At 66.6% G+C, this 22320-nt stretch carries 18 protein-coding genes; 8 read left to right on the forward strand and 10 right to left on the reverse strand.

Features of this window, described 5'->3' with window-relative positions; translation table 11 throughout:
- The first annotated feature begins 125 nt into the window (after positions 1–125).
- The gene (locus tag WDC82_RS01285) at positions 126–776 is read left to right on the forward strand and encodes a DUF1127 domain-containing protein (RefSeq protein WP_340115424.1); all 651 of its coding nucleotides are present in this window, start codon (positions 126–128) and stop codon (positions 774–776) included.
- Positions 777–1112: 336 nt separating this feature from the next.
- On the opposite strand, the gene WDC82_RS01290 is transcribed toward WDC82_RS01285, so the two are convergent.
- Positions 1113–2585: an MFS transporter gene (locus WDC82_RS01290; RefSeq protein WP_340115425.1), complete on the reverse strand. Its 1473-nt coding sequence runs from the start codon at positions 2583–2585 to the stop codon at positions 1113–1115.
- Between the two features lie 159 nt (positions 2586–2744).
- On the opposite strand from WDC82_RS01290, the gene WDC82_RS01295 reads away from it, so the two are divergent.
- Positions 2745–3605: a universal stress protein gene (locus WDC82_RS01295; RefSeq protein WP_340115426.1), complete on the forward strand. Its 861-nt coding sequence runs from the start codon at positions 2745–2747 to the stop codon at positions 3603–3605.
- Positions 3606–3617: 12 nt separating this feature from the next.
- On the opposite strand, the gene WDC82_RS01300 is transcribed toward WDC82_RS01295, so the two are convergent.
- Both WDC82_RS01300 and WDC82_RS01305 read right to left on the reverse strand, forming a co-directional pair.
- Entirely contained in the window at positions 3618–4493 is an 876-nt protein-coding gene (locus tag WDC82_RS01300) for a 50S ribosomal protein L11 methyltransferase (RefSeq protein ID WP_340115427.1), read from the reverse strand.
- A gap of 37 nt (positions 4494–4530) precedes the next feature.
- Positions 4531–6861 (reverse strand): UvrD-helicase domain-containing protein, encoded by a 2331-nt coding sequence (locus WDC82_RS01305; protein WP_340115428.1) that lies wholly within the window; start codon positions 6859–6861, stop codon positions 4531–4533.
- A gap of 158 nt (positions 6862–7019) precedes the next feature.
- Between WDC82_RS01305 and WDC82_RS01310 the strand changes: the two genes are divergently transcribed.
- Positions 7020–8159: a succinylglutamate desuccinylase/aspartoacylase family protein gene (locus WDC82_RS01310; RefSeq protein WP_340115429.1), complete on the forward strand. Its 1140-nt coding sequence runs from the start codon at positions 7020–7022 to the stop codon at positions 8157–8159.
- A 139-nt stretch (positions 8160–8298) separates the two neighbouring features.
- Positions 8299–9336, forward strand: a complete 1038-nt coding sequence (locus WDC82_RS01315; RefSeq protein WP_340115431.1) for a S1C family serine protease — start codon at positions 8299–8301, stop codon at positions 9334–9336.
- Between the two features lies 1 nt (position 9337).
- On the opposite strand, the gene WDC82_RS01320 is transcribed toward WDC82_RS01315, so the two are convergent.
- From WDC82_RS01320 to WDC82_RS01330, 3 genes are all read right to left on the reverse strand, one after another.
- Positions 9338–11146, reverse strand: coding sequence for a chloride channel protein (locus WDC82_RS01320; RefSeq protein ID WP_340115432.1), 1809 nt, complete (start codon positions 11144–11146; stop codon positions 9338–9340).
- Positions 11147–11357: 211 nt separating this feature from the next.
- Positions 11358–11876: a pentapeptide repeat-containing protein gene (locus tag WDC82_RS01325; protein WP_340115434.1), complete on the reverse strand. Its 519-nt coding sequence runs from the start codon at positions 11874–11876 to the stop codon at positions 11358–11360.
- Positions 11877–11964: 88 nt separating this feature from the next.
- A complete protein-coding gene (locus tag WDC82_RS01330) occupies positions 11965–12459 on the reverse strand; it encodes a thioesterase family protein (protein ID WP_340115435.1) in 495 nt (164 codons plus the stop codon).
- Between the two features lie 106 nt (positions 12460–12565).
- On the opposite strand from WDC82_RS01330, the gene WDC82_RS01335 reads away from it, so the two are divergent.
- The 4 genes from WDC82_RS01335 to WDC82_RS01350 all read left to right on the forward strand — a co-directional run bounded on the left by WDC82_RS01335 (position 12566) and on the right by WDC82_RS01350 (position 16780).
- Positions 12566–13540: a hypothetical protein gene (locus WDC82_RS01335; protein WP_340115436.1), complete on the forward strand. Its 975-nt coding sequence runs from the start codon at positions 12566–12568 to the stop codon at positions 13538–13540.
- A gap of 372 nt (positions 13541–13912) precedes the next feature.
- Positions 13913–14779, forward strand: coding sequence for a VacJ family lipoprotein (locus tag WDC82_RS01340; RefSeq protein ID WP_340115438.1), 867 nt, complete (start codon positions 13913–13915; stop codon positions 14777–14779).
- Positions 14780–14783: 4 nt separating this feature from the next.
- Positions 14784–15434, forward strand: a complete 651-nt coding sequence (locus WDC82_RS01345; RefSeq protein WP_340115440.1) for an ABC transporter substrate-binding protein — start codon at positions 14784–14786, stop codon at positions 15432–15434.
- Between the two features lie 281 nt (positions 15435–15715).
- Positions 15716–16780, forward strand: a complete 1065-nt coding sequence (locus WDC82_RS01350; RefSeq protein ID WP_340115442.1) for an NAD-dependent epimerase/dehydratase family protein — start codon at positions 15716–15718, stop codon at positions 16778–16780.
- 14 nt (positions 16781–16794) lie between these two features.
- Here WDC82_RS01350 and ettA read toward each other — a convergent pair whose 3' ends face one another.
- From ettA to WDC82_RS01370, 4 genes are all read right to left on the reverse strand, one after another.
- On the reverse strand, positions 16795–18471 hold the full coding sequence (gene ettA / locus WDC82_RS01355; protein ID WP_340115444.1) for an energy-dependent translational throttle protein EttA: 1677 nt from the start codon (positions 18469–18471) through the stop codon (positions 16795–16797).
- A 164-nt stretch (positions 18472–18635) separates the two neighbouring features.
- The gene (locus WDC82_RS01360; protein ID WP_340115445.1) at positions 18636–21386 is read right to left on the reverse strand and encodes a sensor histidine kinase; all 2751 of its coding nucleotides are present in this window, start codon (positions 21384–21386) and stop codon (positions 18636–18638) included.
- Positions 21387–21388: 2 nt separating this feature from the next.
- The gene (locus tag WDC82_RS01365; protein WP_340115446.1) at positions 21389–21718 is read right to left on the reverse strand and encodes a hypothetical protein; all 330 of its coding nucleotides are present in this window, start codon (positions 21716–21718) and stop codon (positions 21389–21391) included.
- Between the two features lie 9 nt (positions 21719–21727).
- On the reverse strand, positions 21728–22102 hold the full coding sequence (locus WDC82_RS01370; protein ID WP_340115447.1) for a response regulator: 375 nt from the start codon (positions 22100–22102) through the stop codon (positions 21728–21730).
- Positions 22103–22320: the final 218 nt, after the last annotated feature.

Here is a 22320-nt window from a genome sequence, read left to right on the forward strand (position 1 = left end):
GGCCCCTCATTTCTCTTGCTGAAAGTCATGGCTCTGGGCCGGCTTGGCAAGGCTCTTGTTGGAAGGGCCCTTCCTGGCGGGCCATGAAAGCCTCAAACCTAATTCATTCCTGGAGTTTTATTGTCATGATCCGCCTAACTGACCTTCACGGCGACCGCGCCGGAAGTGCCGCGGTGCGGTGGGATCAGCGATCCGTTGACGTTCTTTCTGTCGTCCAGACGGCCCGGACCCTAAGGGCCGAGTTTATCGCCGATCACCTGCACAGCGGACTTGAGACCTTCGGCCGCTGGTCCGGGCTTAGCGCCCTCTTTGCCACTCTGCGCCGCCGCTTCCAGCACCGCCGCACCCTGAAGGCGCTGGGCCAGCTCGATGACCGCCTGCTGAGCGACATTGGCATCAGCCGCGCCGAAATTGCCGCGGCTGCAGCCCTTTGCTGCAAAGAAGAGGCTGTCGCCAAGCCATCGGCCTGGAACAAGCTTGCTAGCCGGCTGCGCCGCGAGGCGGCCCGCCGCCGCACGGTGAGCGAACTCTCGGCCATGTCCGACGAGATGCTGGCCGACATCGGCATCGACCGTGCCGACATTCCCGCCGTGGCTGCAGCCCTGGCCGCCGACCAGGGGATCGTGGCCCGCGATGAGACCGCCGTCGCGCAGGCCGAGGCACCGGCGAGCGCGCCGGTCACCGCGCAGGTGCTGGCCTTTATCGAGGTGCGCCGCAGTGCGCAGCAGGCCGTCGGCGATGCGGCCAACCGAAACGTCAATCGGCCGGCCGCCTGATCGGCGCTGGTCTGCTGCCACTCTGTTACCAAGAGTTCGTTGCTATAAGTCGGTTTCAGTGGACCTCTAACGGCAAAAGCTCGTCTAAACCGGTGTAGCCACGGGACGAGCCTACGGCAGACCCGGACCGCCGCCGACCAAAGGTCGGACCGGCGGTCCGGGAAAGCTGGCCGCCTGAAATGTCCCCTTCCCTTTTTTGAGAACGGAGCCGGTCCCGCGACCGGGCGGCCCCCCAACGCGGTTCCGTTCCACGACCGGATCTCCGGCTGCCAGGACGGCGGCAAGAGCGGCGGCGCTTCCAAGCAGGAGGCGTCGCCGTTTGCTTTTCCACCGCCGTCAGAGACGGCGCAGCGGAATCGACCAGGCGAGAACCAAGGCCAGAGCGGCAAAGCCGGTGATGGCGAGGAAAGCGGCACGGAAGGCGTCGGCGATCTCACCCTGGACGACCGCACGGCCCGCCGCGGGCAAGGCGGCGAGACTGTCGGCATCCCCCTGCAACAGGTCGGCGAAAAAGGTCGCCGCCGCCGGGTCACGGGACGCCAGGACGGCGAAGAGGACCGCGCCGACGACAGCGGTGCCGACCGCGGCGCCCAGCGCGCGCGAGAACTGGACGGTGGCCGCCGCCGCGCCCAGCTTGTCGCGCCCGGCGGCGCTCTGGATGGTCACCTGCACCACCCCCATGACGGTGCCCATGAACAGCGTGGTGGCGCCGAGGAACCATGCGAGGTGCACCGGTGTGACATAGCGCGACCACATCGCCACGGCAAAGAGCCCCAGCACCACGACGATGAGCCCGATGGAGGGAAAGATCGCCGTGCGGCCGCTGCGGCTCATGGCGCGTCCGGTGATCATCGAACCGATGCCGATGCCGGCGGTCATCGGCAGCAGCAGCAGACCCGTCTCGGCCGGTGAGGTGCCGCCGACCACGCGGAAATAGATGGGCAGGAAGGTGATCAGCGAAACCAGCATGGCGCCATGGCAGGCGGCGAGCGCGTCACTGCGCCAGATGGTCGGGTTCCGCATCAGGGCGATGGGCAGCAGCGGATCCGCCGCCGTCTTCTCGCGCCAAATCAATAGAATCAGAGAGACCACGGCCAGCAAGCCAAGGCCGAGCAGCGGCAGCAGCAGCGCGGCATCGAATCCCCTGACCTGCTCCAGCAGCACCATGGCCGAGGCGATGAAGAGGGCGAACAGCAGCACGCCGGGCATGTCGATGCGCAACGGCCCGCCGGTGCCGGCCCGCTGTGGCAGGCGAAGGGCGAGCAGGATTGCCAGCACGCCGATCGGCAGGTTCACCAGGAAGACCGACTGCCAGCCCAGGTGTTCGGTCAGATAGCCCCCGACGACCGGACCGAAGGTGCTGGAAGTCACCATCACGGCGGCGAGGTAGCCCTGGTAGTGCGCCCGCTCGCGTGGCGGCACGGCCTCCCCGATCAGGGCCTGCGACAGCGTCATCAACCCGCCGCCGCCCAACCCCTGAAGCACGCGCATGGCGGTCAACATCTCGATGCTGCTCGACACGGCGCAAAGCAGCGAGGCGACCATGAAGAAGATCAGCGCAACAACCAGCAGCCGGCGGCGCCCCAAGAGGTCGCCCAGCTTGCCGTAAACCGGCGCGGCTATGGTGGTGGCCACAAGATAGCCGACCACGATCCAGGAGATGCGCTCAACCCCGCCCATGGTGCCGGCGATGGCCGGCAGCGCCGTGGCGACAATGGTTTGGTCCACCACCGCCAGGAACATCGGCAGCATGATCGAAAAGAAGATGCGGAAGAACGATTTGCCGCCCGGCGGACCGGCGAGGGGCACAGCGGCGGCAGTTTCAGAAAAAGGCCGGCCAGCGGCGGGGTCGGCTTCGCTCGGCATGCGGGGCTTCGCCAAGTGGTCGCAAACGTATGGGTGGAAGGGCTTTCCTCCGCCTGCGATGATAGACAGAATGAAAGCCCATGACGAGCGGGGATACCGAGAATGAAGACGATCCTCCTGCCGGTCGACAACGATCTCACCGCCGCATCGACCATCGATACGGCCGCTCAACTCGCGCTGGCGTTCGGGAGTTACGTCGAGGGCTTCCACCTGAGCCTCGATCCGCCGCTGATCGCCCCAGCCGACCCTTTCACCGGCGCGATGATCGCGACGCCCCTGGACCCGCATGTCCAGGATGAGCGCCGAGAGGCCAGCCGGACGCTGTTTACGGAGCGCCTCGCCGCGCGCGGCCTGGCAAGCGCCAACAACGATGCGGAAAGCCGGGAAACGGCGTGCTTCGGCTGGTACGAGAGCGAAGACGCCACGGGCCGCGATTTTCTTGCCGCCTATGCGCGCGTCTTCGACATCACCGTGCTGACCCGCCCCGAATCGGTCGGCGACGGTCCGCGCATGAGCGAATTGGAAACCGCGCTCTTCGAAAGCGGCCGGCCGGCCCTGCTCGTGCCGAAAGAGGGCAGCGACAAGTTGGGTGAGAACATCCTAATTGCGTGGAACGGCACGCCGGAAGCCGCGCGCACGGTGGCCTTCGCCAAGCCGCTGCTGCGCCGCGCGCGCCACGTGGCCGTCGTCACCCTGTCGGGCAGCACGCCGCCGGAACCCAGCGGCGCACAGTTGGTGCGCTACCTGCGGCTAAACGGCATCCCCAGCGAAGCGCACGAGGTGACCGTGGAGTCGGACGCCGCCGCCCGAGGCGCCGCCTTCCTCGCCGAGGCCCAGCGTCTCGGCAGCGATCTCGTCATCAAGGGCGCCTATACCCAGAGCCGCCTCAGGCAAATGATCTTTGGTGGCGCCACGCGCAGCATCATCACCGAGGCCACCGTTCCCGTGCTGCTCGCGCACTGAGCGACGCGCGCATTACCCTCGTTTCAGCACCAGCGTCGACCACTCGGCCAGGCGGTAGCGCGTGACCAGCACCAAGCCGGCGGCACGGTAGCGCGCGGTGACCTGGCGTTCCTGCGTGGTCAGCAGGCCGGAGAGAATGACGAGGCCGCCGGGCGCCAGGTGGCGCTTTACATCCTCGGCCATGCGGCAGAGCGGTTCGGCCAGGATGTTGGCGAGGATGAGGTCGTAGGGACCGGCCTGGCGCACGCGGGCATCACGGAAGCCGTCACCGCACAAGAGCGTCACCGCATCGACGACACCGTTAGCCTTCAGGTTCTCCGCAGCGACGCGGATCGAGGGCGCGTCGTTGTCGACGCCCAGCACCCGGCAAGGCCATAGCTTGGCCGCCGCCATGGCCAGCACGCCGGAGCCGCAGCCCATGTCGAGGATGAGCGAAACCGGCCGCCGTTTGGCGATATCCTGAAGCGCCAGCAGGCAGCCGCGCGTGGTCTCGTGACGGCCGGTGCCGAAGGCGGCATTGGCATCGATCAGCAGGTCGACGGCGCCCGGCGGCGCCGGCTCGGTGACGTGCGATCCCCTGATCCTGAATCGCCCGGCGAGGATCGGCGGCAGCGCCTTCTGGCTCTCCGCCACCCAGTCGACCTCCGGCAGCTTGTCGAGGCTGTAGGCCGGCGGCGTCGCGATGTCGGCGATTTCGCAGGCGATGGCGAGGAGACGCTCGATCTCCTCGGCGGCCGGCGGTTCGGCAAGGTAGAGCTGCCAGGGCACCATCCCCTGGGGATCGCGCCCGCCGGTGACGATGGCGCCGTCCAGCGGCTCGAAGATCGCCTCGAAGGCATGAACGGCGGCGCTGGGCAGACTCAGGGAAAGGCAGTAGGTCGCGCTCACGGGGGGATATATCTCTGTCGGATGGAGGGGTCTAAGGTCAGCCGGCCTGGTCGGCAGGTACCACGAAGCTGGCGATCACCTTCTTGTCGCCGGCCGCGTCGAAGCGGATGTTCAGGCGCTCGCCCTCCACCGAGGTGATCTTGCCGTAGCCGAACTTCTGGTGGAACACCCGGTCGCCGCGCTGAAAGGCACCGCTCTCGATGCTTTCGACGCGCGTCGGCGTCACGTCGATGTAGGGTGAGACGCCCTGGCCGCGCCGCTCACGCGCGCGCTGCAGCCCGGGGCTGACGCGGGCCTCGCTCCAGGAACTGCGGCCCCAGCCATCGCCCATGCCCCCGAAGTTGCCGCCGAAGGCCGCGGCCGCGGCGCCGTAGACGCCCTGGTCGCTCTCCACCTCAACCTGCTCCTTGGGCAATTCGTCCACGAAGCGCGAAGGGATCGCCGCCGCCCAGGAGCCGTGCATGCGCCGGTTGGCGGCAAACGAGATGATGACCCGCTTCCTCGCGCGCGTCAGGCCAACGTAGGCGAGCCGCCGTTCCTCCTCCAGGCCGCGTCGTCCGGTCTCGTCGAGGGCGCGCTGGTTGGGGAACAGCCCCTCCTCCCAGCCCGGCAGGAACACCGTGTCGAACTCCAGACCCTTGGCCGCGTGCAGGGTCATGATCGTGACCATGTCCTGGTCATCACGCGTGATCGCCTCCATCACCAGCGAAACGTGCTCCAGGAAGCCGGCGAGATTCTCGAACTCGCCGAGGGCATTCACGAACTCCTTCAGGTTCTCCAGCCGGCCCGGGGCCTCGAGGGACTTGTCGTTCTGCCACATCTCCACGTAACCGGATTCTTCCAGCACGATCTCGGCCAGTTCGGGATGCGGAGTCACCTCGATCATGCCGCGCCAACGGTCGAGATCGTCCAGCAGGCTCGTGAGGCTGCGGCGCGCCGCCGGGCGCAGCTCGTCGGTCTCCACCAGTCGCCGGGCTGCCAGCGTCAGCGGCACGTTGCCGGCGCGCGCGGCCTGATAGAGCTGCTGCAGCGTCGCATCGCCGAGGCCGCGCTTGGGCTTGTTCATGATGCGCTCGAAGGCGAGATCGTCGGCCGGCTGCTGCAAGATTCGCAGATAGGCGAGCGCGTCGCGAATCTCCAGGCGCTCGTAGAAGCGCGGGCCGCCGACCACGCGGTAGGGCAGGCCCAGGGTGATGAAACGCTCTTCGAACTCGCGGGTCATGGCGCCGGTGCGCACCAGGATGGCGACCTGCTTCAAGTCGTGGTTCTTGTCGCGGGCAATGAGCGCCTCGATCTCCTCGCCGACGAAGCGTGCCTCCGCTTCGCCGTCCCACAGGCCGCGCAGGCGGATCTTCTCGCCCTCCTCGTCCTCAGTCCACAAAGTCTTGCCGAGACGACCTTCGTTGTGCGCGATGAGGCCGGAGGCGGCGGCGAGGATGCGCCCGGTCGAGCGGTAATTGCGTTCCAGCCGCACAATCTTGGCGCCGGGAAAGTCATCCTCGAAGCGCAGGATGTTGCCGACCTCGGCGCCGCGCCAGCCGTAGATCGACTGGTCGTCGTCGCCGACACAGCAGACGTTCTTGTGGCCCTGCGCCAGGAGGCGCAGCCAGAGATACTGCGCCACGTTGGTGTCCTGGTACTCGTCGACCAGGATGTAGCGGAAGCGCCGATGGTAATCGGCCAGCACTTCCGGCTGACTCTGGAAGAGTGACAGGTTGTGCAGCAGGAGGTCGCCGAAGTCGCAGGCATTCAGCGTGCGCAGGCGTTGCTGGTAGGCCTTGTAGAGTTCCACCGCGCGGCCGCGCGCGAAATCGCCGGCATCGCCCGCCGAGACGCGCTCCGGCGTCAGACCGCGGTCCTTCCAGCGCTCGATGATCGCCAGCATGGCGCGCGCCGGCCACTTCTTCTCATCGACGCTCTCAGCCTGCAACACCTGCTTCAGCAGGCGGATCTGGTCGTCGGTGTCGAGGATGGTGAAGTTGCTCTTCAGGCCGACCGCCTCGGCATGGCGGCGCAGGATGCGCACGGCCACCGAGTGGAAGGTGCCGAGCCACCAGCCCTCCACCGAGGGGCGGTTGAGGAGGGCCGCGACGCGGTCCTTCATCTCGCGCGCCGCCTTGTTGGTGAAGGTGACGGCCAGGATCTCGCCGGGCGAGCGCGCCTTACCCATGATCAGCAGGTGGGCGAGGCGGGTGGTCAGCACGCGGGTCTTGCCGGTGCCGGCGCCGGCCAGCACCAGCACCGGCCCGTCGAGCGCCTCGACCGCGGCACGCTGGCCCTCGTTGAGGGCGTTCAGATAGGGATAGGCCCCAGCAGCCCCGGAAACCGTTGCCGGGGCGCCCTGGGAGGCCGCGAAAAGATCGGACATGCCCCCTATATAGCGCAGCCGGGCGGCAGGCTCACGCCTTAAGCGGTGCTTTTTTCGGGTCTGCTGCCGCCCTCCAGCCAAGCTTGAGGGGGGCTTGACCGGGACGGGCCGGCGGCCTTTCATGCCGCCCTCGCCTCCTTTGCGATAGGATTTCCTCCATGCCCGCCCGCAGCGACCGCCTGCCCCTCCTGACCGTCAGCCCGGGAACCGCCCGGCACCTCACCGTGCACCGCTTCGGGGCCGAGGGGGCGCGACCCAAGGTCTATCTGCAGGCCGCTCTGCACGCCGACGAGACCCCGGGCCTCCTGGTCCAGCACCACCTCTACCGGCTGCTGGAGGAAGCCGAGCGCGAGGGCCGCATCGCCGGCGAGGTCATCCTGGTGCCCTACGCCAACCCGATCGGGCTTTCCCAGTTCACCAACGGCGAGAACATGGGCCGCTACGAGCAGGGCGGCGGCGGTAATTTCAACCGCAACTGGCCGGACCTGGCCGAGGGTATCGCCGAGGCGGTGAAGGACAAGCTGACCGACGACGAGGCGGGCAACATCGCCGTCATCCGGGGCGCCATGCGGGCGCACCTGGAAGACCAGAAGCCGGCCAGCGAGTTGCACTCCCTGCGCCTGGCGCTGGCCTCCCTGGCCTGCGACGCCGACCTGGTGCTGGACCTGCACTGCGACGACCAGGCTCTGATGCACCTCTTCCTCATCCCGGCGAACTGGCCGGACGGGGCCGAACTGGCCGCCGATCTCGGCTGCCGCGCCGTGCTGCTGGCAGAGGATTCCGGCGGCAGTTCCTTCGACGAGACCTTCTCGACGCCCTGGACACGGCTGGCCGATCGCTTCCCGCAGTATCCCATTCCGGCGGCCTGCGTCTCCGGCACGGTGGAACTGCGCGGCCGGTCCGACGTCGACGACGCGACCGCCGAGGCCGACGCCGAAGCCCTGTTCAACAGCCTGATGCGCTACGGCGCCATCGCCGGCAACCCGCCGCCGCTGCCGGAGGCGCTCTGCGAGGCGACCCGCCTGGACGCCACCGACACCGTGCGCAGCCCGGTCGCCGGTGTGGTCGCCTACGCCGTCGATCTCGGCCAACGGGTGAGCAAGGGTGACACGATCGCCTGGGTCGTCGACCCCACGCAGCCGCCGGAAAAGGCGCGCACCGCGGTCACCACCGCAGCCGACGGCCTGATCCTGTCGCGCCGCTCCCAGCGCTACGTGCGCCCGGGCATGGTGCTGGCCAAGGTGGTCGGCAAAGAGCCGCTGCCCCATCGCCAAGGCAGCTACCTGCTGGAAGATTAGAATCCGCCGGGCCTGCCTTCACATTCGTGGGGATGGAACCAAAGGCCCACTGGACGCGTCCAACAAAAGTGCTACATCGATTAAAGGCAGATTTCTAAGCATCAAGTGGGGGAGACGCCGCAACAACCAGGAGAGCGGCATGGCGATCAAGGTTTTAGCCCCTGCGGGGGTGTGTAGTCCGATCCGGTATCCCGTAGCGAAGTTTCTCGGTTTCGTTGCCGGCGCAGTTGCGCTGCTGCTCACTCCGGTGATACCGGCGGCGGCACAGTCGGTCGCGCCCAATCCCCTGAACGCCGTGGTCGGAGTGCGGGCGGTGGTGCCGGCCTCGGCGCGCTCGGCTCAGACCCTGGGCCAGGAGCGCCAAGGCGGCGGCGTGGTGATCGGCAAGGACGGACTCGTCCTCACCATCGGCTACCTGATCATGGAAGCGGTCGAGACGGAGATCGTGGAGCAGGACGGCAGTGTGGTGCCCGCCGACGTCGTCGCCTACGACTACGAAACCGGCTTCGGTCTGCTGCGCCCGCTGGGCAAGTTGGATGCCAATCCTATCGAACTCGGCGATTCCACGCAGCTGCCGAAAGATACCCGGGTGCTGGTCGCCGGCCCCGACGGGCCGAGCCCGGCGCTGGTGGTCTCGCGCCGCGAATTCGCCGGCTACTGGGAGTACCTGCTGCCCGACGCCATCTTCACCTCGCCGCCCTACCGCAGCTTCGGCGGCGCGGCCCTGATCGGGTCCGACGGCCGGCTGCTCGGCATCGGTTCGCTGATCGTCGGGGATGCCGGGGCGCCCGGCGAGCAGTTGCCGGGCAACATGTTCGTGCCGATCTCCGCCCTCACCCCGATCATGGAAGACCTGCTGCGCGACGGCCGCTCGACCAAGTCGGCGCGGCCCTGGCTCGGGCTTTACACACAGGAACTGCGCGGCCATGTCTTCATCAGCCGGGTAGCGCCGGGCGGTCCGGCGGAACAGGCGGGCGTGCCGTCCAACACCATCGTCATGGCGGTCGGCAACCACAAGGTCTCAAGCCTATCGGAGTTCTACAAGGCGATCTGGGCATTGGGCCAACCGGGCGTCGCCGTGCCGCTGACCCTGCTGGACAGCGGAGCCGGCTACCGCGAAGTCGTCGTCACCTCCGGCGACCGCTACGACTACCTGAACCTCGACCCGACCTACTAAGTCAGGATCCCCGCCGCAGCGAGCGTGACGAGGCTTCGCCGCGCTCCTCGGCGCGGGCCTGATTCAGGGCGCGCTGGTAGGCCAGCATCACCTGGTGCTCATGCACCAGGCCGCGCATTACCATGGTTTTCTTGTCGGCGACCACGGGAATGTGCGGCTCGCCGGTCACCGTGAAGGCTTTCACCGCGGTTTCCAGGTGGTCGCCCACCAGCAGCAGCGCCGGTTCGCGGCGTGCCACGTTGGCGGCGATCAGCTCGGAATCGTGGCTGGTGTCGAAGGCGGCCTCGCTCAAGTCTGCGTAGGTGATGACGCCGCACAGCGCACCGTCCTCGTCGACTACGAAAAGCTCACCCCAAGGCGCTGCCTGCAGCTTCATGCGCACCTCCGCGATCGGCGTCTGCGGCGCCACCGCGGAATAGCGGTGGTCCATCACGGAGGCCACCTTGACCCGCCGCATCAGGCCGGTCTGATGGCCACCGCGCAGCGAGACACCGCGGCGCTCCAGCTGCCAGTAGAAGAAGGAGTGCTTGTGTACCTGCTGGGTCACCACCGATGCGATCACCGTGGCCAGCATGACGGCGATGGTGAGTTCGTAGTCGTTGGTCATCTCGAAAATCATCAGGATGGTCGAGATCGGCGCGCCCAGCACCGCGCCGGCGACCGCGCCCATGCCGATGATTGTATAGGCGCCATGGCCCGAGGAGAGTTCCGGAAAGGCCTGGGTGGCGAGGATGCCGTAGGCACCGCCCACCATGGCGCCGATGAACAGCGAAGGTGAAAACACGCCGCCGGAAAAGCCGCCCCCCAGTGAGATCGCCGTCGCCGCGGTCTTCGTGACGATAAGCGCCAGCAACAGCCACAGCGGATAACTGTCGGAGAGCGCCGCGTCGGTCGCCTCGTAACCGACGCCCAGCACCTGCGGAAAGGCCAGCGCAATGAGGCCGACCAGCAGACCCGCCACCGCCGGACGTGCCCAGGATGGCAGCGGCAGCCTGCGCACGGTGTCCTCGGTGAACATGATTGACCACATGAAGAGAATGGCCGCCACGGCGGAGACCAGACCGAGAATCGCAAAGGCCGGAAATTCCCAGAACGATACGATGGTCCAGTTTTCCGGCAGCACGAATGCCGGGTAGTCGCCGTAGCGCGCGCGGCTGATCAGGGTGCCGGTGACCGAGGCGATGACGATGGGCGCAAAAGCTGAGAGGGCATAGTGGCCGACCACCACCTCCAGGGCGAAGAACGAACCGGCGATGGGGGCGTTGAACGAGGCGGCGATGGCGGCGGCCACGCCGCAGCCCAGCAGGGTCCGTGCCAGCACACGACCGAGGTGCAGCCGCTTGGCGACCCAGGATCCGAGCGAGGCGCCGAGGTGGACCACGGGTCCCTCACGGCCGACCGAGGCGCCAACGCCGATCGAGGCGGCGCTGGCGAGCGCGGCGCGCAGGCCCACGGTCAGCGACATGCGCCCGTCATGCAGGGCCGATGCCTCGATCACGTGGGCGACCGCCTGCGGCCGCCCGTCCGGCATCAGATAGCGGATGAAGAGGCCGATCAGCAGGCCGCCGGCGGTCGGCACCACGACCAGATGCCACCAAGGCAGCGCGGCCGCGAGGGAGGCGACTTTCTCGCTGGTGAAACCATAGGCGAGCCATTGGATGCCGCCGATGGCATCGCGGAAGGCAATGGCCGCACCGCCTGCCGCCGCGCCGATCACCACCGCCAGGATCGACAGCACCACTTGGTCGTTACGCCCGAACCGCAGCAGCGAGACCCGCACCCGCCGCTTGATCTTGTGGGCCCGCGTCATGCCATCACCAGAACGCGCCTGTCGCGGGCGTTGTCCGCATCAGCGGCGCGATCTTTCGGAGCAGTATCAGCGGGCGACAACATTAGAAACAGGTCATGCAAAGCCATGGGCAGCGGCCACGCCACCGCGCGAGTCGCCGAGCTAGTCAGCGCACTATAGACGGTATTCCCGCCGCAAGTCCCTAACCTCTGCAGCGGGCCCGGCGAAGGCCTCAATTGCAGCGGCCGATCGAGTCCTCGTTGCAGACCTTCTTGCCGTCGGTCCAGGTCGCGCCAGAGAGGTTGGCACCGGTCAGATCGGCGCCCTCCAGCTTGGCCCCGGTCAGGTCGGCGCCGCGCAGATCAGCGTCGAAGAGACGGGCCCGCCGCAGATCGGCGGTGGCAAGGTCGGCATCCTGCAGGTGAGCCTTGCTCATATCGGCCTCGCGCAGGTCCGCCTCGGGGAAGCGCGCGCCGGTCATCACCGCGTTGAAGAATTTCGCCCGGAAGGCCTTCACGCCCTCGAAGTTGCTGCCGCTGAGGTCGGCACGAAAAAAGCTCGCGTCGCGCAGCTCGGCTCCGGTCAGATCGACCTCCTTGAACTCCAGGCGGTCGAAGACGCAGCGCCGCCAGTTGACGCCCGGCTCGGGGGGGTCGGTGCAGTCGGCCAGGGCGTCGGGGATCGGGGCGAGAACCACCAATAGCAGGGCAAAGAGCAACCGTGTGGCCAGTCGGGAACGCGCGGATTTCATGCCCTTAGCATCCTCATCGGGGCCGCCATGGCAATGGAAAAAGGGCAAGGGGAAACCGGCGGAGGCGGCGCTCAGGGTCCGGTTCACGTTACGTCCAGGGCTCGGGAAGCGGCGGCTTGGCGATCACCCGGCCGGCCTCCGGCGGCAGCGGCAGGCTGCGGTGAGCATCGAAGACCGCGGCGAGACGCCGGCAGATATCGTCAGGAAAGGCGGTCACCCGGCGGCGGTTGAGGTCGACGTAGAGGCTAAGGCTCTCCATGGTCGCCGCCAAGTAACCCTCCTCGGCGTGATACATCTGCTGGATAAAGCGCAGGCGTTTGTCATCGTAACCCAGCAGCTGGCTGGAGATGCGCAGCGGATCGGCTTGCTTCACCTCGCGCTGGTACGTCAGGTGGATGTCGCCGGCGAAGGTTGTGCCGCCGGTGGCCTCGCGGTGCGCCGCATCGAGTCCGAGGTAGTCGAAAAAAGTATCGGTGGCATGATCGAAGGCCAGCAGGTAGTAGGCCACGTTCATGTGGCCGTTGTAATCGATCCACTCCGGCAGTACCACGGCACGGTGCCGGTCGAACGGCGCTTCGATCATAAAGAGCTGCCCTTCCTGTCCTCCACGCGCTGCACGATAGAGCATTGGCCGCAGCGGTCAAAGTCGCTAGCGTCGCGGGCCTGGATCCTGCAAACCACGGAAATCCATGAGCCGTCTGCTCGCCTTCCTCGGCGGCCACGCCACCTGGGTGCTGTTCGTCGGGGTGTTCCTCGGGCTGGCGCTGCCGCAGCTCTCCAGTCTCGCCCGTCCACTGCTGGCACCCTGTGTCGCGGTGCTGCTGACGGCGACCCTGGTGCGAATCGACTGGCGGCTCATGCTCGGCTACCTGCGCCGACCCGGCACGGCCTGCGTCATCGTCGCCTGGCTGCTGCTCGGCGCGCCGCTGCTCACCGCCGGCCTGCTCATCCTGCTGCCTCTTCCGGGCCCGCTGACCACCGCGCTGGTGCTGATGGCCGCAGCGCCGCCGATCCTCAGCGCGGCGCCAATCGCCATGATCCTCGGCCTCGACGGGGCGCTCGCCCTTGTCACCGCCCTGATCGCCACCTTGTTGACACCGCTCACCGTGCCACCGCTGGCGCTGGCCCTGCTCGGACTCGAACTCGATCTCGGCGTTGGCGAACTCATGGGCCGGCTGGCGGTCGTCATCGCAGTCGCCTGCGCCGCTGCCCTGGTGATCCGTCGCCTGATCGGGCGCGAGCGGCTGCCCAGGGTGGCCACCCACCTGGATGGCCTGGTGGTCGCGGTGATGCTGATTTTCGCGGTCGCGATCATGGATGGCGTCACCGATACGCTGTTGGCGCGACCGTTGACGGTGGGGCTTTGGCTGCTGGCCGCCTTTATCGCCAATCCCGTCCTGCAGTTGGCCGGCGCCGCCGCCTTCGCCTGGCTGGGCCGGCGCCGCGCACTGACCGTCGGCCTGGTCTCCGGCAACTGCAACATGGGCCTGCTGCTGGCCGCCTTCCCCCCCGGCACCGACACCGACGTGGTGCTCTACTTCGCTGTGGCACAGTTGCCGATGTACACCCTGCCGGCGATCATGTTGCCGCTCTATCGGCGCCTGGTCGCGCCGGAGCCGGGCCCGAACCCTGGCTCCAAAGGTCCAACGATCCGAATGGGTTAGATTGTCGCAGCGGCAAGTTGCGACGGCCCCCGACAGCGCATCCGTGCGTACCCACTAATTGGTGCAGATTTGCAACAGTGGTGCAAAGCGATAACAGGCCGGCCTCCTAGGTCACTAGTCTTTGAATGCGCGCTATGATAGGGGAAACACGGTTAGCATGACTGGCATCTCTTCAGGGCCAAAGGGATCGTTAAGGGAATTTCGCTAGCTTTTGAGTAGCAGCTAAATGCGGTTTGCGCGGACCTCCCCCGTCCGGATCCCGTGCCTTCGAAAGGGAAGGCCAATCCGCTACGGAACGGAAGAGACTGCCAGTTCCGCCCATATATGCGGATTTGTGCCTTTATCGGGGGTAAGGAATTGTTGAGCGGTTTGGTGAATTCGTCGGCTCCGCGGCATCTGCGGACTCTGGTTGGCGTCATCGTTGTCTCCGGTTTTCTCGGCGCCTGTGCGGCTAACCCGGAGACGGCCGGCCGGCAACCTGGCGATCCGGCATTCACACAGGTCGCCCAGACCTCCTCCGACGGCTCGGACGCCTGGGCTGAGACCGAGTCCGGCGAATTCGGCGCCGAGCCGGGCGACAATGACCCGCTGGAAATTCCCAACCGCATGTTCTTCGCCTTCAACGAGGCGCTGGACTTCATGATCATCCGGCCGGTGGCAGTGACCTACCGCTACATTGTGCCGACCGGCGTGCGCAATTCCGTGCGCAACTTCCTGCGCAACCTGCGCAGCCCGGTGATCCTGGCCAACGACCTGCTGCAGGGCGACCTGGAACGCGCGGAGGTCACCTTCACCCGCTTCTTCATCAATTCAACCATCGGCATGCTGGGCGTCTTCGACATCGCCGCCGAGTCCGGCTTCGCCTACCACGAGGAGGATTTCGGCCAGACCTTGGGTACCTACGGTGCCGGCGAAGGCTTCTACCTCGTGCTGCCGGTGCTCGGCCCGTCGTCGCTGCGCGACGGCAGTGGTCGCATCGTCGACATCTTCCTCGATCCCCTGACCTACCTCGCGCCGCAGGAGTTCAACCTGGGACGCGCGGTGGCCACCGGCATCGACTATCGTTCGCGCTCCATCGACGAGTTGGACAGCCTCAGGGCCGACTCACTCGACTTCTATGCGCGTATCCGTTCCCTCTACCGCCAGCACCGGGAAAACGAGATCAGTAACGGCGCGCCCAGCGGCGAGACGCCGAATTTCAGCGCGATCCCCGGGCAGAGCTCTTCGTCCCTGGAGTAATTTTATGCGGTTCCGCGTTTCGCGATCTCTCCTCGTCCCCGTCGTCCTGGCGCTGGTGGCCGTCTGCCTGCTGCCTACCGTAGCGCCTGCCCTTGACACCAAGCAGGCTGCGACCTTCCTTGCCGCGCTGCAGGAAAAAGCCGCCTCACGCCTGGGTGACGATTCGATCAGCGAGAAGGAAAAGGAAGAGAACTTCCGTAAGCTGTTCAACGAGAACTTCGACGTGCCGGCGATCGGTCAATTCGTCATCGGACGCTACTGGCGCAACGCCTCGGAGGCGGATCGCAAGGCTTTCCTCGCTGTCTTCGAGGACGCCATGGTGCAGCGCTTCCTGCCACTACTGGCCGAGAACAGCAGCGAACGCTTCCAAATCGGCACGGTGACACCGGACGGCAACAACGAGAACATGGCGCTCATCGACTCCCGCATCTCCCGGCAGCAGGGGGGTGAGCCCTACCAGGTGCGCTGGCGGGTGCGCGAGGCCAACGGTGACTTCAAGATCCTCGACATCGTGGCCGAGGGCGTCAGCATGGCCATCACCTACCGCTCCGAGTACAGCGCGGTCCTGAAGAGCAACGGCGGCCAGTTGCCGCCGCTGACCGATGCTCTGCGCGAAAAAGTCGCGCGCGGCGCTTTTGCCCCCCAGAACAACTAAGCCGCGCCGGCAATATTGAAGGCTTTTCAGCCGCCGACGCATTGGGTGTAGCCCGCACGGCGCGCTTCTCAGCAGCGCCAAACGCGGGCTAAATACCCCGGGTAGTGCAACCAACGGCAATCGGGGCCGTTGCCGCTACGCAGACCGCCTCTGAGGGGGGCCGTCCGTAACCCAAGATCACCGCCACGCTGCGGCGGCGCCTCGTGCGCGGCGTGGCAAGTCCAAGTCTGTCCCCGCCGTCCCTCATGCGGGAAGCGCCGGAGATTGGGAGATTCGGCACCATGCGGCCTTCGCTGGTCACTGGAGGATGCGGATTCATCGGACAGCATTTGGTGCGCCTGCTCGTGGCGCGCGGTGAGAAGGTGCGCGTCCTCGACCGGCGCCGGCCCGCTCCGGGCAGCCTCGCCTTCGCCGGCGTGCCGCGTGAAGGCATCGAGTTCCGGCAGGCCGATATCACCGACCCCGCCGCGGTTGACGCCGCCATGACCGGAGTCGGCCGCGTCTACCATCTTGCTGCCGATCCCAATCTCTGGGCGCTGGACAAGTCCACCTTCGAACGCGTCAATCTGGGGGGCACGCTGAACGTGCTGGCCGCCGCCGAACGCCACCGGGCCGAGCGCGTGGTCTACACCTCGACCGAATCGATCCTTGCCGGACTGCGCGGCGCCGTCAGCGGCGGCATGATTGACGAGAGCGCCGCACTGCGCGTCGAAGACATGCCTGGGCCCTACTGCCGATCCAAGTTTCTCGCCGAGCGCGCCGCGCTGGATGCGGCCGCGCGCGGTCTGCCTGTCGTGGTGGTAAATCCGACACTGCCGATCGGCCCAGGCGACCGCCTGCTGACTCCACCCTCGCGCATGCTGCTTGATTTTCTCACCGGCCGCACACCCGCCTACCTGGAAACCGCCTTCAACATGATCGACGTGCGCGACGTGGCACTGGGCCACCTGCTGGCGGCCGAGCACGGCAGGGTCGGCCGGCGCTACATCCTGGGCGGCGACAACCTGACGATGAGCAGTTTGCTGGGCCTGTTGACCGACCTCTCGGGTATGGCGATGCCGCGACGGCGCATCCCCTACTGGCTGGCCTATGCCTATAGCGCTGCCGACGAGTTTATTGCCGACCGACTGACCGGCAAGCCGCCGCGCGCGCCGTTGACGGGAGTCCGCCTCGCCCGCCATGCGATGCACTTCGACAACAGCCGCGCGCTTTCGGAACTGGGCCTGCAGCCGCGTCCGCTGCGTCACTCCCTCGCCGATGCCATCGCCTGGTTCCGCGCCGAGGGCCTGTTGCCTTCACCGGCAAGCCCGTGCGGCGCGCACCCGCAAGCGCGCGCCGGCGAATAGCGCCGCTCTGAACTCTAGCGCGTTAACGGCTTGTACTTGATGCGGTGCGGCTGGTCGGCGGCGGAACCAAGGCGGCGGTGGCGGTCTTCCTCGTAGGACTCGTAGTTCCCCTCGAACCACACCACTTGGCTGTCGCCCTCGAACGCGAGGATGTGCGTGGCGATGCGGTCGAGGAACCAACGGTCATGCGAAGTCACCAGCACACAGCCGGGGAAGCCGCTGATCGCCTCCTCCAACGAGCGCAGGGTGTCGACGTCCAGGTCGTTGGTCGGCTCGTCGAGCAGCAGGACGTTGGCGCTTTCCCGTAGCATCTTGGCCAAGTGAACGCGGTTGCGCTCACCGCCCGACAGCACGCCGACCTTCTTCTGCTGGTCGCTGCCACGGAAGTTGAAGGCGCCGACATAGGCGCGCGACTGCATCTGATGCTTGCCGAGCTGGATAATATCGAGACCGTCGGAGATTTCCTCCCAGACGTTCTTCTTGCCGTCCAGAGAGTCGCGGCTCTGGTCGACGTAGCCGAGCTTTACCGTGTCGCCGACCCGCAAGGTGCCGCTGTCCGGCTTTTCCTGGCCGGTGATGAGGCGGAACAACGTCGTCTTGCCGGCGCCGTTAGGGCCGATGATGCCGACGATGGCGCCCGGCGGGATCTTGAAGCTGAGATTGTCGATCAGCAGCTTGTCCCCGAAGGCCTTGGAGAGGCCCTGAGCCTCGATCACCAGGTCGCCGAGACGCGGGCCCGGCGGAATGGATATGCTGCCCGGCTCCGGTGCCTTGTCGGCAGCCTCGGCGACCAAGGACTCGTAGGCCTGCACGCGCGCCTTCGACTTGGCCTGGCGCGCCCGCGGGCTCTGGCGGATCCACTCCAGTTCCTCCTTAAGGACGCGCTGACGGCCGGACTCGGTCTTCTCTTCCAGCGCCAGGCGCTTTTCCTTCTGCTCCAGCCAGGAGGAGTAGTTGCCCTCGAAGGGCAGGCCACGGCCGCGGTCGAGTTCCAGAATCCAGCCGGCGACATTGTCGAGGAAGTAGCGGTCATGGGTCACCGCCACCACGGTGCCGGGGTATTCTTCCAGGTAGCGCTCCAGCCAGGCCACCGACTCGGCATCCAGGTGGTTGGTCGGCTCGTCAAGCAGCAGCATGTCGGGCTTGCTCAGCAACAGTTGGCACAGCGCGACACGGCGGCGCTCGCCGCCCGACAGCTTGGTGACGTCGCTGTCGCCCGGGGGACAGCGCAGGGCGTCCATGGCGATCTCCACCTTGCGGTCCAGATCCCAGGCGTCGGCGGCCTCGATTTTCTCCTGCAGGTCGGCCTGCTCGGCGATCAACCGGTCCATCTCGTCCGGATCGGCCTCGGCGAAGGCGTTGCTCACCGCTTCGAAGCGGTCGAGCAGCGCCTTGGTCTCGGCGACGCCCTCGAAGACATTGCCGGCCACGTCCTTGGCGGGGTCCAGCGCCGGCTCCTGCGGCAGGTAGCCGACCTTGACGCCGTCGGCGGCCCGCGCCTCGCCGTTAATCTCGGTGTCGATGCCGGCCATGACCTTCATCAGGGTCGACTTGCCGGAGCCGTTCATGCCCAGCACGCCGATCTTGGCGCCGGGCAGGAAGAACAGCCTGATGTCCTTCAGGACCTGCTTGCCTCCCGGGAAGGTCTTGGACACGCCGTCCATCTGATAGACGTACTGATAGGAAGCCATAAAAACTCCGGCGATTTCTGGGGTTACCCCTGGTGTCGGGTAGACTGGGACCTAGATAGGATGTCCTGGGCGCGGTTTTTAGCCCATCGGCCCCTCTGGTGCAATTGGGCCGGCGCAACGCGGGGCGCACGCCGCCACTAGACCCCCTCTGCCGCCCGCCTCCCCTATACCGCCTGGGAGACCCCGACCGCCTTGCGCTTGGGCAGCACCATGCAGAAGCGGGCACCGCTCCCGGCTGCAGCTTCCACCCAGATCCGTCCGCCGAAGTGGTCAATGATCTGGCGCGAAATGGTGAGGCCCAGGCCCGTACCGCGCGGCTTGTCGGTCAGGTTGGTGCTGGCCTGCTGGAACTTCTCGAAAATGATCTGGCGGTTCTCGGGCGGCACCCCGCGGCCGTTGTCGGCGACCGCGATCTGCAGACCGTCGGGCCGGCCCTCGACGGTCACCATCACATAGCCGACCTTGTCGTCGCAGAACTTTGCGGCGTTGGAGAGCAGGTTCACCAGCACCTGGATGAGGCGGTCGCGGTCGGCATAGACCATCGGCAGGTCGCGGGCGATCTGCACCTCCAGGCGCGCCGACTTCTCGGCAAAGAGAGCCGATGTGACAGCAATCGCCTCCTCCACCACCGAGCGCGGGTCGAGGTACTCCATCTGCCAGTCGATGCTGCCGGCCTCCATCTTCGCAAGGTCGAGGATCTGGTTGATAAGGCGGGTCAGGCGCTCGCTTTCCTTCACGATGACAGCGAGGAATTTGCGGCGATCGCCGAGGCCGAGATCGGGATTGTCGAAGAGGATCTCGCTGAACGAGCGGATAGAGGTCAGCGGCGTGCGCAACTCATGGCTGACTGTGGAGAGGAATTCGTCCTTCATCCGGTCGAGTTCCTGCAGGCGCTCGTTGGCCCCGCGCAACTCCGCCGTCAGCGCCTCGAGCTCCCGAGACTTCTGTTCCAGGCCATGGCTGTACTCGATGACCTGCGAGGTCTCCTCCAGGATTTCCATGACCTCCTCGATGCCCAGCACCTCGCCCTTGGCGACCGAGGCGACCATGACACGGGCCGAAGCGGCACCGATAGCGCCGGCCAGAAGACGTTCGGTGAAGCTGACCAGCCCGGCGTCGGCCTCGCGCATCTTGGTCAGGCTGAGGCCGTGGATGCGCCCGTAGTCGGCAAAGGCCCGCTCGGCACGGCCCGGGCCGATGAAGCGCGCCACCAGGTTCTTGAGGTCGGGCACTGTGGCCGAGCCGCGCCAGAAGTGCGAGCCGCTCTGCGCGCCGGAATGGCGGAAGACGTCGACGAAGAGCACCGCCTGGATACGCTCGATGGCGCTTTGGCGTGCCAACAGAGAAACGATCACGTAGCCGCCGATGTTGGCCAGCATGCTCCAGAACATGGCGTGCGACAGGCTGTCCAGACCCTGCAGGCCGAAGAGCGCATAGGGCTTCAGCAAGGCGATGCCGAGCGGACCGTATTCGATGAAGGCGGTCGGCAGCCAGCCCGGCCGCGCGAAAGACGGCAGCAGCAGAGTATAGCCCCAGATGACGAAGCCGAGCGTCAGCCCGGTCAGCGCACCGAGGCGCGAGCCGCCCTTCCAGAAGATACCACCGATGATCGCCGGGGCGAACTGCGCCGCCGCGGCGAAGGAGACCAGGCCGATGGTGACCAGCGCCTCAGGTTGGCCGATGAAGCGGAAGTAGGCGAAAGACAGCAGCAGGATCGCCACGATAGCAAAGCGGCGGATGCGCAGCAGCAGCACCGAAAGGTCGCCGCGCTCGGTCATGCGCAGCCAGGAAATGCGGAGCAAGGCCGGCATGATGAGATCGTTGCAGATCATGGTCGACAGCGCGATGGCGGCAACGATGACCATGCCGGTGGCCGCCGAGAGGCCGCCGATAAAGGCAAAGAGCGCGAGGAATTCGGCGCGCTCCTTCATGGGAATCGTCAGCACGAAGGTATCGGCGTCGACCAGTCCCGCCGGAAAGTGCAGCAGTCCGCTGACCGCGATGGGCAGAACGAAGATGTTGATGACCAGCATGTAGAGCGGGAACAGCCATACCGCGCGGGCCAGGTGGCGCTCGTTCACGTTCTCAACCACCGTCACCTGGAACTGGCGCGGCAGGCAGATGATTGCCGCCATGGACAGCAGTGTCAGTGTGATCCACTGCAGATAGCTGCCACCCGAGCCGATGAAGAAGAGCTGCGAGATCGTCTCGTCGGCCGCCGCGCGGCGGAACAGATCACCGAAACCATCGTTGACGCCGAAGGTGACGAAGATACCGACGGCAAGGAAGGCGATCAGCTTCACCAGGGATTCGAAGGCGACGGCGGCAACCATCCCCTCGTGGTGCTCCGAGGCATCGATGTGGCGTGTGCCGAAGAGGATGGCGAAGACCGCCATGATCAGTGCGACCCAGAGTGCCGTGTCGGCCAACAGCGGTACATTCTCCTGCAGCGGCATCGCCACCACGGGGTACTGGCGCAGCACGTTGAAAGAGGTCGAGACCGCCTTCAGCTGCAGCGAGATATAGGGAATGATGCCGACAACCGCTATGACCGTGACCAGCGCTCCAAGGCTGGTGGACTTGCCGTAGCGCGAGGAGATGAAGTCGGCGATGGAGGTGATGCGGTGCGCCTTGCTGATGCGGATGATCTTGCGGATGATGAACCACCACAGGAGAAACACCAGCGTCGGGCCGAGGTAGATCGGCAGAAAGTGGATACCCCCGGATGCCGCGCGGCCGACCGAGCCATAGAAGGTCCAGGAGGTACAGAACACCGCAATGGAGAGGGTGTAGATCCACGGGCTGCGGATGATGCTGCGCCCGGCGTCGGCCCGCTTGTCCGCGTAGTACGCGATGGCGAACAACAGGCAAAGGTAGCCGAAGGCGACGGCGATGATGCCGGAAGCGGAGAGCATGGCTAGTAGCTCCCCTCGTCGCGGCGCTCGCTTCCACTCCTCTCGCCGCTGCCATCGCCGACCACGTCGTCATCACCCGGCCGCAGAGTCTCCGGCGGCGGGCCGGGGATTCTCAGCGGCGGCGGGCTTTCCGACTCGATGAGACGGGAGACGTTGAAAGCCAGAAGCACGATTACGCCACCCCAGGCAACGAAGATGTAGAGGTACAGTGTCGGAATGCCGAACAGCAGATCCGGGACGGAGAAGATCGAGAGGACCGGCGGATTGAAGACCAGCAGCGCCACGACGAAGAGCACTACCGACCATTCGCCATTGCGGCGCAGGCGGTTCATCCTCGGCGCCTAGTCGGCAAGACCGAGCAGGGACCGCACGCGGCCGACCAGCTCGCGGGTCGAGAAAGGCTTGGTCACGTAGTCGTCGGCACCCAATTCTATGCCCTTGCGGCGGTCGAGCTCCCTGCCCTTGGCGGATAGCATCATGATCCGCACGCCGTCGAGGCGGCGGTTGGCGCGGATGGCCCTGCAAACGTCGTAGCCGTCGCGCCGCGGCAGCATGACGTCCAATACCACCAAGTCCGGCATCTCGGTCTCGACGAGCCGCAGCGCCGTGGCGCCGTCGTTGGCCACGCTCACGTCGAACCCCTCCTGCTTCATTAGAAAGCTGAGGGACTCGACGATATTCGGCTCGTCTTCTACGACAAGGACCCTTTGTGACACCCTGCACCCCCTCCGCTTATCTGCGGGTCCTGCCGGTCCTGTCGGCACCGGCGGCCCTCCCTGCGGTTTGCCTGTGAGCATAGCACGAAGAAGGGGTAGCGCGTCGCCCAAGATTTGGCCGCCGCAGCGCGGTCCAGCGGATCCGCTCGGGTACAGCTTCCAGCGCCGGCCCGACCGAGCAGGGGAAGCAATCGGCCCCCCTCCAGGCGGGCCTGGTC

It is taken from the genome of Pelagibius sp. 7325, from assembly GCF_037652055.1.
In the GTDB taxonomy this organism is placed as follows: Bacteria; Pseudomonadota; Alphaproteobacteria; order Kiloniellales; family Kiloniellaceae; genus Pelagibius.